Below are 14214 nucleotides of genomic sequence, written 5' to 3'. Positions count from 1 at the left end.
GGGCGATTTACCCCTGTTGAATGTATGGAAGGATATCAATTGTTACCCTCAGGTTTGGATTTAAAGAGCCCGTTATGGGACTTTGCTTTGGTCGTCTATGCTGAGCTTTCAAAGCCTATGCTTGCATTGCAGAGCAGAGGGGCCCGTGTGAATCAAATGCTCGCAGCAATTTGGGCTGCAAAGCATGGAATTCGTTGGCCGGGATCTATTCCAGATGAGATCGAGCAGTGGCATCAACAGATTCTGCCAATCAGAATGCAGCGCATGGCCCTTAAGCCGCAGCTGGAAGAGTATCCAGATTTAGAGTCGCTCTATACGCATTTTAAGGGGGTTGAGCTCAATATGGAGCGGCTAGAGCTCGCAATGTTGTATCAGTGGTTAAAGGCTTGCCAAACAAACCCTCAAGCAGATTTGCTAGAGCCTAACCTACGTGCAGTTCTGGTAGGTGTAGATGACTACGAGAGTGAGTTATCAGAAATGCTGACCCTCTATAAGGCGAATTTTTAAATCCTCTTTAACGCCTTTAGCTTTTTAACTGGATCGGTTTTAATGTTGCTTTCATATCGGCGCGAGACACTGCGTCTATAGGTTATTTACTAAGGAAGTAGAAATGAAGAAAACGATTTTGGCGCTTGCGCTATCATCAGTCATTGCAGCACCAATCGTTCAAGCGGCTGAAATAACAACTGACGAAGATAAATTGAGCTACGGTTTGGGTATGGTTCTTGGTCAGCGTCTGAAAGCGGACTTCGACACCCTAAACTACGATCTGCTAAAACAGGGTATTCAGGATCTTTTTGAAGGCAATGCGCCAGCAATGACTGAAGGTGAAATCGCTAAGACGATGATGGACTTCCAGGCTAAGAAGATGGAACAGCAGCGTGCTCAGGAGCAAGCAATTGCTGATGAGAACCAGGCAGCAGGTGAAAAATTCCTTGCTGATAACGCTAAAAAAGATGGCGTTGTGGTTACAGAGTCTGGTCTTCAGTTTGAGAGTGTAGAAGCGGGTACTGGTCCATCCCCTACCTCTGAAGACAACGTTAAAGTTCACTACCGTGGCACGCTAACGGATGGTCGTGAGTTTGATAGCTCATACGGTCGTGGTGAGCCAGTAACCTTCCCACTAGCAGGTGTCATCAAAGGTTGGACTGAAGGTCTGCAACTGATGAAAGAGGGCGGTAAAGCTCGTCTAGTGATCCCCGCTGATTTGGCTTACGGTCCTGGCGGCGCGGGTGGCCTGATTGGTCCAAACATGACCCTAGTATTTGAAGTAGAACTGCTGAAAGTTAATCCTGAAGATTAATTCCAAGCAAAGGAAAAAACCGGCTATTCAGCCGGTTTTTTTATGTCTGATTTATGCCGCCGATTGGAGACTAGGGAGAGGGCGATTAACCGTTGAGGTATGCCTCAAGGAACTCATCAAACTCGATTGTATCTGCAGCCTCTACAGCGCGCTGCTCTGCAAGTGATGCGTTGCTCTGTGCTACCAAATTAGCCTCAACTTCAGAGTTAAGCGGTTCACTCTCAAGCAGTTTCTGATGCTGCTGGCTCATCGAAAGAGTCCATTCATGGTAGGAAAGGCCGCTCTCTTTAAGTGCATTAATGATCTTCGCAGATGGCGTAAGTTCAGGGTCCGCAACCACTTTACGCTGCTCGATTACAGCACGTGAATAGAGATTGGTTTTGTGGATCGTATCGAGTATCTCAGCAACACGGGCAACCTGATCTAGTATCTCAGTTGCAAAGGCTTCACGGGTCACTTCGCCCTCTGGTGTATCAAGCATTAAACCGGGTTTGCGGCCTTCGTTAACGATTAGTGACTTATTGCGAGCAACGGTAGCACACTCTGCTGGAGATAGAGTCTCTTCACCTGCAAACAGACAGGTTAGCAGGAAGGCATCCATAAACCGTGCTTGCACCAGATCGATTCCGATCGGTAGCAGCGGGTTAATGTCTGTATTGCGTACTTCAATATACTGCACGCCTCGCTCAATGAGCGCGTGAACGGGCTTTTCACCAGAGTAGGTGACACGCTTAGGACGAATGTCACTGTAGTACTCGTTCTCAATTTGCAGAACATTGCTATTTAACTGCTTGTAGTTGCCATCAACTTTCACTCCCATCGCTGCATAGGGTGCATGCGGTGTATTGATCGCCTGCTTTAACGAGGTCGCGTAGGTCGATAGGTGGTTAAAGCAGACATTCAAACCCTCTTGCGCACGGTTTGAGTAACCGAGGTCACTCATACGAAGTGATGTTGCCCAAGGGCCGTAAAAGGTATGGTCGTCTAGTGCCTGAAGTTGATGCTTAACTCCCTTCAGGAACTCTTTACCGACAGCGGGTGATGCGCCAAAAAGGTATAGAAGCAGCCAGCTGTAACGACGGAAGTTTCGAATCAGCGCAAAGTAGCGATCCGATGCAAAGTCTTGGTCTGAAAGTGAACTGCCCATTACCCCTTTCCAGACTGGCCAGAAGGCTTCAGGCAGAGAGAAGTTATAGTGGATGCCTGCAATGGTCTGCATCATCTTGCCATAACGGCTCTCTAGACCGATGCGGTAGATGTGCTTCAGTTTGCCAATATTTGAACTACCGTATTCAGCAATGCGAATCTCATCTACTGATGAGATCTTGCATGGCATGCTAGCTCCCCAAAGGGTTTCATTGCCAAGATTGCGATAGGCAAACTGGTGAAGTTCGGTGAGTTCTCGTAGGCTTTCAGAGACATCGGTGCTTACACCGGTGATGAATTCTAGGAGTGCTTCAGAGTAGTCAGTGGTAATGTGACCATGGGTTAGAGCAGAGCCTAATTTTACAGGGTGATCTGTCTGTACTATGGCACCTTGAGAGTCAGCGCGAAGCGCCTCTTTCTCGATTCCATGGCCAAGGCCCTTGAGTAGTTCCGTATTGCCAGTGGCAACAAGGCGCTGCAGATTTTCTTGAACTGACTGTAGCACTAATGAGCTTCCTTTCTTAAGTGCCGGAAGTATAGCAGAGCATATATTTAATAACCGAGCGATTTTGTCAGATTTTAACTGCTTGCAACTGCTGCGACAGTGCGAAAAAATCTACCTAGTTATCTAAAGGTACTTTTACCCTATGCCCGACTCATATTCGGCACGTTCATTTCTACCCTACCGCCCAGTAGTGGTCATTGTCACGTTAACTCTGTTCGTACTGACCCTGATCTACTCGACGCTTGCTACGCGCGAACAAGCGATGAGTGAGTTGGAGCAGAAGGTGAGTGATGATCTGGTGCGATACAAGGCGACCTTAGAGCAGCGTCTAGAACGCTATCGAAGCCTGCCACAGCTGTTGGCGAATCACCGTTTGCTTCTCGATGCTGTATCAGGCGCGGGCGAAGATACGATTGCATCGGCTAACCTCTACCTGCAAGAGGCAGCAGAGTTAGTTAACGCTTTGGACATTTACGTAATGGATGCTTCGGGTACAACGCAGGCGGCAAGTAACTGGTTTAAAGATACCAGCTTTATCGGCCGTAACTTTGCGTTTCGTCCCTACTTTACCGATGCAATGCAGGGTGTGCCTGGTCGCTATTTTGCGCTAGGCAGCACCACCAAAAAACGTGGTTACTACTTCAGTTTCTCGATGCGTCGAGCTGAAAAAGTGATAGGCGCGGTAGTCGTCAAAATAGACCTGGATCAGATTGAGGGTCGTTGGAGTGACCCTAACACAGAGGTTGTGGTCTCTGATGATGACGGCGTTGTGGTAATTAGTACCAACAATCAGTGGATGTTTAAAACCCTTAGCCCACTTAATAGTGAACAGATGCAACGTATCGTAGATAGTTTGCGTTATGGCGATCAGGCGCTTAACTCGCTGAATATCGTCTACCGTGAACGTGCCGCCCTGGGTACAGAAGTCATCACGCTTCTAGAGCCCAAAGATCCAACCCAAAATGCAACTGATCAGCTCAATCCTAATCAATATCTAACTAATTCAGCTAACGTTGAAGATACCGATCTAAAGATTCATATCTTTGCCAACCTTCGTCCAGTCGAAGAGCGCATTCTGCTTGTACAGCTGCTTGCAACCATCGGCTTTGTAGTGATTGCACTGGTCTCGATTCTGCTGTTTCAGCGCAGGCGTATTCGCAGCGAGCGCGAGCTTTTCAGCCGTCGTGAGGAGCAGGTTAGGCGTGAGCAAGAGGAGCGCATTGAAGGGGTCATCAACCACACCCAAGCGGGTCTCTCTTTGATTGATGCTGATGGTCGAATTGAGTATTTCAATCCGATTTTGCAGCAGATGTTTGGTTACTCTCCAGAGCAGATGTTGGGTCAGCCTTTTTATAATCTAGTATCTGAGGCGGACAGGCCCGTTCTGCAGCAATACATCACTCGAGAGATCTCAACACGCGAGGAGAATCTGCGTCTTGAAGTCGATGGTATTCGAGTCGATTCATCGGAGTTTCCGGTTGAGTTGGCGCTGAGTTATACGGAGCGAGGAGGGCGGACCCAGCTGATTCTTACTTTGGTAGATATCACTGAACGTCGCCAACACATTGAAGCCTTAGAGCGTGCTCAGAATGAGTTAGAAATTCGTGTTGAAGAGCGCACTGTGGACCTGCAAGCAGCCAACGAGCAGTTGCTAGCAGAGGTTGAAAAACACCATCAGACACAGAACGAGCTGGTTCAAGCTGCGAAGCTGGCAACCATTGGTCAGATGTCTGCAGGGATCAACCATGAGCTGAATCAGCCACTCACTGCAATCCGTAATTACGCCGATAATGCCGATAAATTCCTAGAAATGGATAGGAAAGAGCGTGTTCATCAAAATCTTCTTGAGATCGCCTCTCTTACAGAACGTATGGCGAGAATCATTCACCCGCTTAAGGAGTTTTCTCGCAAGAGTGACGATATTCAGGGGCGCATTTCACTTCGCGATCTTAAAGATGGTGCAATGTCGATTCTGTATGGTCAGCTTGATCGTCAGGGCGTCACTATTCATTGGCCTGATAATCTTGAACAGTTTTGGGTTAAAGGGGACTTGCTGCGTTTGGAGCAGGTGATGGTCAATATCATCAATAATGCGGCTCAAGCGCTAGAGCAAAGTGAGCGCAAAGAGATAGAAATTAAAGTTTCGCAGCATCAATATCAAAACCAACAGCGACTTATTATCTCGGTCATTGATACTGGACCTGGCTTGGAGCCCGAATCTCTTGCCAATGTTTTCACACCATTTTATACAACTAAGCTGCAGGGGCAGGGATTAGGTTTGGGTCTATCGATATCACAGCGTATAGTCTCCTCTCTAGGGGGTGAGTTAAGCGCTCACAACCATCCTGCAGGTGGTGCAGAGTTTCGTATCGAGTTAGAGCAAGGATAGAAGAGTGGCAGAATTAACAGCAGTTTCTATGCGGGTCATGTTGGTTGATGACGACCCCTATATACGTGACTCTGCGGGCCAGACACTGGAGCTTGAAGGGTACGAACTGGAGACCCATGCAAACGCTGAAACTGCTTTTTCAGCCTTAACAGCTGGTTGGCCTGGTGTTGTTGTTACCGACATCAATATGCCCGGTATGACAGGTATCGAGCTGCTGCAAAAGATTAAAGATTTAGATGCAGATATCCCAGTGATCATTATCACCGGGCATGGTGATATCTCCATGGCCGTGACCGCTATTCGCGAAGGGGCCTACGATTTTATCGAGAAGCCTTTCGCCTCTGATCTGCTGCTAGATGTCTGTCGTCGTGCTTCGGAAAAACGGGCACTTACCCTTGAAAACCGTGCACTTCGACAGGAGCTGGCGGAACACAATGCGGCGGGTCCTCGATTAATTGGTACCAGTCCCGGTGTGCAGCAACTGCGTAACGTGGTGCGTGCGGTTGCAGATACCCCAGCGGACATTTTGATTCATGGTGAGACGGGTACCGGTAAGGATCTGTTGGCCCGCTATATTCACGAAAATTCAAATCGCAGAGCTGCCAATTTTGTGGCGATTAACTGTGGTGCAGTACCTGAAAATTTGATCGAGAGCGAGCTCTTGGGCCATGAAGCTGGCGCTTTTACCGATGCCAAAACGCGACGCATCGGCAAGTTAGAACACGCCCAAGGCGGTACACTCTTCCTCGATGAGATCGAGAGCATGTCGATGGCTCTTCAGGTTAAGCTGTTGCGTGTGTTGGAAGAGCGGCAGATTGAGCGTCTTGGATCGAATAAGACAATTGATCTGGACCTGCGTGTCATAGCGGCGACGAAGGTGGATCTTCGTGAGGCAGCATCACGCGGCGATTTCCGTGAAGATCTCTACTACCGTCTCAATGTTGTGCGTGTCGATATTCCGCCACTTCGCGAGCGTCGTGAGGATATTCCTCTGCTATTTAAGCACTTTGCTCTGGTTGCATCCTCGCAATTTGGGCGCGAGGTAGCACCACTTAGTCCTGAACAGATGCAAGCTCTAGTGATGCAGGATTGGCAGGGTAACGTCCGTGAACTGCGTAATCTTGCCGAGCGTTATGTACTTCTCGGTGATGCCTTTGCACTCGATGGTGAGCCGCAGGCATTCGCGACTCAAATGGCTGATCTAAGCCTACCGCAGCGCGTCGAAAACTTTGAGAAGACCCTGATTCAAAATGAGTTGGAGCGTCATGCTGGCTCCATTAAAGAGACACTGGTAGCACTCAATGTGCCTAGAAAAACGCTCTACGATAAGATGCGTAAATATGGTTTGGATAAGGCTGACTACAAATAGGCTGACTTTCCCGTATACTTCACTGCTCAGTTTTATTAGAGATTAATCAATGTTCGGATCTATCGCGGCACTCTGGGGTGTGATTGGTATGGTGCTGATCTTTAGCAGCGCTGTATATCGCCTTGCACCTATGGCGTTTGAACTGCCTTTTGCTGAATTGAGCTTTGGTCACTGGATGGCACTCTTATCCTGCCTCGTATTTATGGGGTTTGCTGAGGGTTACCGTGGTTTTCAGCAAAACTTCTCGCCACGAGCTGCAGCACGTGCACGCTACCTGCGAGATAACCCAACCCTGATTCGTATGCTGTTGGCGCCGCTCTTCTGCATGGGTTTTTTCCACACCACTAAGAAACGCAAAATAGTCAGTTACTCGCTCACTGCTTTTATCATCTGCTTGGTGATTTTGGTGCACTCAATTCCGCAGCCTTGGCGCGGCATTATTGATGCTGGTGTAGTCTTGGGTCTGAGCTGGGGGCTGGTCTCATTGCTGATCTTTTCTATCCAGGCGCTAACCCAATCAGAGTTTGCTTTCTCTCCAGAGACTCCAGAGGGGCAATAGACGCCAGAGAGCGTTAGCTGAAATAGATCATCTACTTGTATGGGCTGGATATTAAACTCCAAACCCGAGTAGATGGATCAGCAGATAGATACAGGGCAGTACGATAGCCATAGAGGCGGTAGAGACTGCCCAAGCAGAGTTCGCTAAATCGATATCTAAGTCATAGACTGAGGTCGCAACAATCGCGTTCACCGCGGTTGGCATCGCACTCAGTATCAACACCACCCCTAAGGCTAAGCCGTTATCTATCTCACCTAAACCTAGTGCCCAGGCCAGCGATACGGCGAAGAGTGGCACAACCGTTGCGCGAACTGTCGCGACATGAACCGAGAGTTTTAGATAATCTTTAATGCTACTAAAGCGCAGACCCAGCCCAACTGAGAAGAGCAGAATAAAGGCGCCACAGGGGATCAGGTAGTTGTTCACAACGCCCAGTTGCGCAGGTCGTTCGACGTTCAATAGGTTCAGCGATACCCCAATGGTGAGTGCTAAGAGGATTGCCTGTAGAAAGGGCTGCTTCAAAATGCGTAGTAACATTTGAAGTATCGGCTCTTTACGTTGGTTCCCGGCATCGCCAATCATCTGTGTGACAGGGTAGCCGACCGTGAAGTAGTAAACCTCCTCAAAGAATCGGTAGAAGGTAACCAGAGCAAAGCCCGCTTCGCCAAGAAATAGGTAGCAGACTAAGGAGCCCACAGCTCCGATATTGGTGAAGCTGGTTGAGCAGAAGAGCACTGCTTTGTCACGATCACTGCTCTTGTTATAGACGCCAATGAGGTAACCGCAGATACCTCCAAAAACGAGCGTTGCAAGCCCGATAAATGGCATCAAAAAGAGTCGATGATCAGAGAGGCTTGTGACCCAAATAGCGAGTAGAAATGCCAGTGGAATGATAGCGGTGATACCGATATTTCGCCCCCACTTCGCCAAGCTAGTTAGAGAAAAGGGGAGTGTAACGTAGCCCTGATTAACAACCTGACGCAATGAATAGCCCGAGCTTAATCCGGCAAAGATGACGAATAGCGAAAACGACAGATTGTTCATAACGCTTTAGCTCCAAACTGGCGGTCCTTGCCAGTACTATGGGGTCGTAAAACCAAAAAGCGGGGTATAAAACCCCGCTATTAGAGAGAGCTTAACTTAGCCTAGGAATAGTTGATAGGCTTCGTTTTCGGTCTCGTCAAACCAGGTGTAACCCAATTCATTTAGGTATTTGCGCACTTCGGCACGCTCTTTCTTAGGCACTTCCATACCCACTAATACACGGCCAAAAGCAGCGCCGTGGTTGCGGTAGTGGAACATTGAAATATTCCAGCGGCCACCAAGGGTATTTAGGAACTTCATCAAAGCACCAGGTCGCTCTGGGAACTCGAAGCGGTAGATCGCTTCATCTCCACAGCTACTCGGCTTGTGTCCACCAACCATATAACGGATATGTAGTTTTGCCATCTCGTTATCAGTTAGATCTGTCACTTCGTCGAGTGCTTCATTCAGCTCGGCGAGGAGTTCATCACGACCATCGTTATTTTTGCGAATCTGTACGCCAGCAAAGACGATTGCGCTATCACTGTCGCTGTAACGGTAGTTGAACTCGGTGATGTTACGATTGCCCAGTACCTTGCAGAACTCTTTAAAAGCGCCTGGTCGCTCTGGGATACGGGCAGCGATAAGCATTTCACGCTTTTCGCCTAGTTCAGAGCGCTCTGCAATATGGCGCAGACGATCAAAGTTAACGTTCGCACCTGAGTTGATAGCGATAAGCGTTTTGCCTTCGCACTTTTCACGCGCAACATATTTCTTCAAACCAGCAACAGCAAGTGCGCCTGCTGGCTCTGTTACTGAACGGGTATCATCAAAGATATCTTTTACCGCAGCACAGATCTCATCGACGCTCACTGTGATCACTTCATCGACGTGATCTTTACAGATCTCCCAGGTGTATTTACCGATCTGCGCAACCGCTACACCGTCTGCAAAGATGCCGACCTGCGGCAGAATAGCACGGCGTCCCTTCTCCATCGCTAAAGCGAGACAGGCTGATTCATTAGACTCAACGCCGATCACTTTAGTCTCTGGACGCAGGTATTTAACGTACGCTGCGATACCCGCGATTAGGCCGCCACCGCCGACAGGTACAAAGATCGCATCGATCTTGCCGGTGTGTTGGCGAAGCATCTCCATTGCAACAGTGCCTTGTCCGGCAATCACATCTGGGTCGTCGTAAGGTGGAATGTAGGTGAGTCCCTTCTCTTCCATCAACTTTTCAGCATAGACACGTGCATCATCGAAAGCATCGCCATGAAGTACCGCTTTGCCGCCAAGACGACGCACGTTTGTTACCTTCACGTCAGGCGTTGTCTTCGGCATTACGATCGTCGCTTTAACACCTAGGAAACGCGCGGCATTGGCAACACCCTGTGCATGGTTACCTGCAGATGCGGTAATGACGCCGCGCGCACGCTCTTCTGGTGTAAGCTGCGCCATGCGGTTGTATGCACCACGAATTTTGAACGAATAGACTGGCTGTTCATCCTCACGTTTGAGGAGTACGTGGTTGCCTGTGCGCTCTGATAAGCCACGCGCCTCTTCAAGCGGTGTCTCGATCGCTACGTCGTATACCTGGGCTTCTAAAATTTTTCGAATGTATCGCTGCATGATGATCTGCTGCTGTTTGCAATAAGTTATTGGATGCAAATGGTATAGACTCGCTGCCAATGCGTCTACATAACTGGGCGAATGACGTATACTTAGTGGATTGTTTTTTCGAGGCTTAAACCATGACTCAAGATGAAATGAAGCAAGCGGTTGCTGCCGCAGCTTTGGATTATGTACTGCCGAAATTGAAAGCGGATTCGATTATCGGTATCGGCACCGGTTCTACCGCGAACTGCTTTATTGACGCGCTGGCGGCCCACAAAGGTGCGTTTGAAGCTGCTGTTGCAAGTTCGGAAGCTTCAGCAGAGCGTCTGCGCTCGCATGGCATTGAGGTTGTAGATCTAAACAGCGTATCGGGTATCGAGGTTTACGTAGATGGCGCGGATGAGTTTGACCCGCACCTTAACCTAGTTAAAGGCGGTGGTGGTGCGCTGACTCGTGAGAAGATTGTTGCCGCGGCATCGAAAGAGTTTGTCTGTATTGTGGATAAGAGCAAACAGGTTGATGTGTTGGGTGCTTTCCCACTACCGATCGAAGTGATTCCGATGGCGCGCTCTTATGTTGCGCGTGAATTAGCAAAGTTAGGCGTGCAGCCTGAGTATCGTCAGGGCTTTGTGACCGACAACGGTAACATCATCTTGGATGTGCACGATATGGAAATTCTAAACCCTAAAGGGTTAGAGCGTGAGTTGAACGATCTTGTTGGTGTGGTGACTAACGGGCTTTTTGCCTTGCGCCCAGCTGATATAGTGTTGATGGCAACCCCTGATGGTGTCGAGACACTTACGGTTTAATCGATGCGTTAGCCAATAAGCAAAAAAGGAGCCAATAGGCTCCTTTTTTATGGGTAATCGCTTACCACTGAACAACTTTAGTTAGCGCGATGCTTACTGGCATAGTGATCCAAGCAAGTGCTACTAGGTTGATTGCAATCCAGCCCCAGCCAGAACCGTCGCGGAAGTTTTCGTCGTGATGTGCCATGTTTAGCTCCTCAAAAAGATTGATCTAGATCAAATTTTGAGCGCATTTTAAACACTTTGCTCCCTAAATGACACTACTCCTTAGGTGGAATTAGTGTCATTTAACCCTTAGGTATCAGCCACCAGACTTAAGTATTTGATAACACTGCTCGATTTTTAATGGTGAGCGCAGTAACGAGCCGATGAGAATGAACAGCAGTGCTGAGACAACAGGTAGTGCAATCCAGAGCTCTACATGTAGCGTCGGTTCAAGCTTCAAAACGAAGTGATGAATCGCGGCCAAAGTAGATTCCGCGCTGAAGACTGCCAGGAAGCCACAAACCAAGCCGAGTAGGCCAAACTCCAAAAGATCGAGCTGTTTGGTCTCTTTTGCGTTAGCACCTAAGGTTTGCAAAAGAGCCACTTCGATACGTCGCTGATCGAGGGCTTGCAGCAGTGTAACTGTCACAAGAATCAAACCGGAGCCGAGTGTCAGCTGGAGGACTAGAGTCGAGCTCTCTGCCAAGCGCGTCAGCCAACCTGATAGCTGTTCCAGCATCTGATCGATGTCTATCAATGTAAGGGATGGAAATTGACGAAGCAGCTCTACTGCATAGTGACGTGAACTCTCTTCCAGATTGAAGCTGGTAATGTAGGTCGCCGGCATTGCCGTTAGAGCACCCGGCGAGAAGATGATGTAGAAGTTAGGGCGAAAAGAGGTCCACTCCAAACTACGAACGCTGGTGATCTCAGCGGTAACCTTGCGCCCGCCAATATCGAAGCCTAATTTATCCCCGAGCTTTAGCCCCAATGCCTCAAACATCTCACGCTCAATTGAGATCTCTTGGCTAGTGTCACTGCTCCACCACTTACCTTGGATGAGCTGGTTGTGACCTGGCAGAGTGGCGCTGTAAGTTAAATTAAGTTCACGGCGCAGTGAGTTGTGATCCTGTTGTGCGTCGTTCAACTGACTCTTAATGGGTTGGTCATTTAGCTCTGTAACACGCCCCCTAATCATCGGCGAAAGTTCAGCCTTGATAGACCTCTCTGAGAGGAATTGATCCAGCTCTGGTTTCTGCCAATCCTGAATATTGATAGCAAAGTAGTTTGGCGTATCCTCTGGAAACTGTGCTGCCCAGCTTTTCAGAAGATCTTCACGCGCAACCCACATCACACTAATGAGCATAAGCAATAGCACCATCACGCCCGCTTGAAGACGGTGCCAACGACGCTGCTGTTTAAAGCGCATGCGCAAAAGGCGACCCAAGCGGATGCGTTTGCTGAGTTTGTGGCCCAGAGTGTGCAGTAACCATTGGGCAAGCCAGCCAAATAGAATGCCGCTGATAGCTAGAACACCCAGCATGATAGCGGCTGCCACCGGCGCACCCAGAAATGCGAGTAGCACCAGCGCTAATAAGGTCAAACTCAGTGCGTTAATAGCAAACGCTGAACGGGTGGTTTTGATCTCGCTATCCGCTCGAAGAAGTTGGGCAACTGATACGCCTGCTTGCTGAAGTACCGGTGGAATGCCTAGCAAAATCAGCATCGCATAGCCCAATCCAGCACCAATAAAGTAGCTGTAGAGGTCTGCACTCGGAAGCGCTTGTGGAAGCAGATCTGCCAACCACATATTGGCTACTGCTGCCAAGCCAGTCCCTAGGGTTGTACCGACAATCGCAATGATGGTTGCGGCCAGTGTCAGTTGCCACAAGTAGAGTTTGATGAGTGTAGTCGGCGCCATCCCAAGACTCATTAAGAGCGCGCTTCTGCTCAATTGAGCCTGCCCAAAGCGTCTTAGAGCTAGCAATATAGTAAGCGATGCCAGCAGTAGGGTGGTCATTGCGCTTAGGCGTAAATAGCCCAAGCCAGTCGCTAACGCATTACCTGTCACTGGCTGATCATTAACAAGCGATAGAATGCGCTCGTTACTGGTTAGCGTGGCGCGTATCTCTTTTTCATAGTTCGCAACGTTGCTCTCGTCCCCGGCTATCAAAAGTCGAAATGCTGCGCGAGATCCGGGTGCCAGTACGGCGCTTCGTTCAAGGTCGGCATGGTTAACGATGATATGAGGGTTCAGTGAGTTAAAGCCTGAGCCACGATCGGGTGAACTGAGTAGTTCTGCGGTGACCTTAAGATCGGCATAGCCAAATTGAACGCTGTCACCGATCTTGATTCCTAGTTGAGACAGAATGCGTGGCTCAACCCATGTGGTGCCGGGTTCTGGCAAGCTTAGAGAGGAAGCAGGTTGTGTCACCATCTCCCCGCGCAGAGGGTAGGGTGCCGAGACGACACGTGCTGAAGAGAGCAGCATTTTGTCACCAGCACCTAGCATGGTTGGAAACTGAATCACGCTGGTTGTTGTTAACCCTAACGCCTTAGCGCGCTCTATTCGAGTAGGCTCTATAGGGCGGCTGGAAGTCAGCTGTAGATCTGATCCCAGAACTGCAGCACTTTCGCGCAGCAGGCCTGCCTCCATGCGATTGCTGACAACACTTAAAAAGGAGGTGAGAGTCACGGCCAAAAGGGCAGCTATCATTAGCACCCGCCACTCTACCGTGCGGAGTTGCGCTCGAAATTGGCGGTAACCTATTCGGCTTACAGCTGAGCTCATAGCAGCTCCTCAATTGAGCCGTTAGCCAGAGTGAGGCGGCGTTGGCATTTGGCTGCCAACTCGCGATCGTGGGTAATCAAAATGAGAGTCGTACCCTGTGCTTTATTCAGTTCAAATAGCTGCTCAACAACGGCGGCTCCGGTCGCCTCATCCAGGTTGCCGGTCGGTTCATCAGCAAACAGAATCTCTGGGTTACCGGCAAATGCACGGGCAATTGCAACGCGCTGTTGTTCACCACCAGATAGTTCAGAGGGGTAGTGATCCAGGCGATTCTCTAAACCGACAACTTTGAGCCAATGCGATGCGGTCGTTTCACTATCTGCCTGCTGCCTGATTTCGAGTGGAAGTGCCACATTATCCAACGCGTTGAGCTCTGGCAGCAGATGGAAGGATTGAAAAATAAAGGCAATCTTCTCCGCGCGCAGTTTTGCTCGCTCAGCATCGCTCAGAGTCTCTAGCCCTTCGCCGGCAAATTCCACGGTGCCACTTGAGGCGGTATCGAGCCCAGCCAAAAGGCTTAGAAGCGTTGACTTGCCGGCTCCTGATTTACCAATGATGGCTACCGTTTCGCCCGCATGAATCTTGAGGTTTAGGTCATTAAAGAGTTCAACTTTTCGCTCACCTTGATTGAATTGCTTGGCTAGCTTCTTCGCCTCAAGTAGGACGCGAGGGTTGTTCATAATGACTCCTAATTAAAAGTGATGGGATATCCTGCCAC

The 14214-nt window shown here is 49.3% G+C and carries 12 protein-coding genes; 6 read left to right on the top strand and 6 right to left on the bottom strand.

All coding sequences use genetic code 11. The features are described from left to right. The first annotated feature begins 24 nt into the window (after window positions 1-24). Window positions 25-507 (top strand): DUF2390 domain-containing protein, encoded by a 483-nt coding sequence (locus tag HH196_RS08115; RefSeq protein ID WP_371807837.1) that lies wholly within the window; start codon window positions 25-27, stop codon window positions 505-507. 103 nt (window positions 508-610) lie between these two features. Beyond that, window positions 611-1303 (top strand): FKBP-type peptidyl-prolyl cis-trans isomerase, encoded by a 693-nt coding sequence (locus HH196_RS08110; RefSeq protein ID WP_169451628.1) that lies wholly within the window; start codon window positions 611-613, stop codon window positions 1301-1303. A gap of 85 nt (window positions 1304-1388) precedes the next feature. On the opposite strand, the gene gshA is transcribed toward HH196_RS08110, so the two are convergent. Then, on the bottom strand, window positions 1389-2954 hold the full coding sequence (gene gshA, locus HH196_RS08105) for a glutamate--cysteine ligase (RefSeq protein WP_169451627.1): 1566 nt from the start codon (window positions 2952-2954) through the stop codon (window positions 1389-1391). Window positions 2955-3096: 142 nt separating this feature from the next. Between gshA and HH196_RS08100 the strand changes: the two genes are divergently transcribed. The 3 genes from HH196_RS08100 to HH196_RS08090 are packed head-to-tail and all read left to right on the top strand — an operon-like array spanning window position 3097 to window position 7271. Next, entirely contained in the window at window positions 3097-5343 is a 2247-nt protein-coding gene (locus HH196_RS08100) for an ATP-binding protein (RefSeq protein ID WP_169451626.1), read from the top strand. 28 nt (window positions 5344-5371) lie between these two features. After that, the gene (locus HH196_RS08095) at window positions 5372-6712 is read left to right on the top strand and encodes a sigma-54 dependent transcriptional regulator (RefSeq protein WP_169452354.1); all 1341 of its coding nucleotides are present in this window, start codon (window positions 5372-5374) and stop codon (window positions 6710-6712) included. A 49-nt stretch (window positions 6713-6761) separates the two neighbouring features. Further along, window positions 6762-7271 (top strand): hypothetical protein, encoded by a 510-nt coding sequence (locus HH196_RS08090; RefSeq protein ID WP_169451625.1) that lies wholly within the window; start codon window positions 6762-6764, stop codon window positions 7269-7271. A gap of 51 nt (window positions 7272-7322) precedes the next feature. Here the strand turns inward: HH196_RS08090 and HH196_RS08085 are convergent, their stop codons facing one another. Then, window positions 7323-8315: an AEC family transporter gene (locus HH196_RS08085; protein ID WP_169451624.1), complete on the bottom strand. Its 993-nt coding sequence runs from the start codon at window positions 8313-8315 to the stop codon at window positions 7323-7325. Between the two features lie 96 nt (window positions 8316-8411). Further along, a complete protein-coding gene (gene ilvA / locus HH196_RS08080) occupies window positions 8412-9929 on the bottom strand; it encodes a threonine ammonia-lyase, biosynthetic (RefSeq protein WP_211160847.1) in 1518 nt (505 codons plus the stop codon). Window positions 9930-10048: 119 nt separating this feature from the next. Between ilvA and rpiA the strand changes: the two genes are divergently transcribed. Continuing rightward, complete coding sequence (gene rpiA / locus HH196_RS08075; protein WP_169451623.1) at window positions 10049-10720, top strand: ribose-5-phosphate isomerase RpiA; 672 nt, start codon at window positions 10049-10051, stop codon at window positions 10718-10720. A gap of 61 nt (window positions 10721-10781) precedes the next feature. Here the strand turns inward: rpiA and HH196_RS11605 are convergent, their stop codons facing one another. The 3 genes from HH196_RS11605 to HH196_RS08065 all read right to left on the bottom strand — a co-directional run bounded on the left by HH196_RS11605 (window position 10782) and on the right by HH196_RS08065 (window position 14176). After that, entirely contained in the window at window positions 10782-10907 is a 126-nt protein-coding gene (locus tag HH196_RS11605) for a hypothetical protein (RefSeq protein WP_256366868.1), read from the bottom strand. Window positions 10908-11021: 114 nt separating this feature from the next. Continuing rightward, on the bottom strand, window positions 11022-13496 hold the full coding sequence (locus tag HH196_RS08070) for an ABC transporter permease (protein WP_169451622.1): 2475 nt from the start codon (window positions 13494-13496) through the stop codon (window positions 11022-11024). Further along, window positions 13493-14176, bottom strand: coding sequence for an ABC transporter ATP-binding protein (locus HH196_RS08065; RefSeq protein ID WP_169451621.1), 684 nt, complete (start codon window positions 14174-14176; stop codon window positions 13493-13495). The genes HH196_RS08070 and HH196_RS08065 overlap by 4 nt, the downstream gene beginning before the upstream one ends. Window positions 14177-14214: the final 38 nt, after the last annotated feature.

The organism is Marinobacterium sp. LSUCC0821 (genome assembly GCF_012848475.1).
Classification (GTDB): domain Bacteria; phylum Pseudomonadota; class Gammaproteobacteria; order Pseudomonadales; family Balneatricaceae; genus Marinobacterium_E.
The sequence above is the reverse complement of the archived record's forward strand: the minus strand, read 5'-3'. Positions and strand labels throughout refer to the sequence as shown.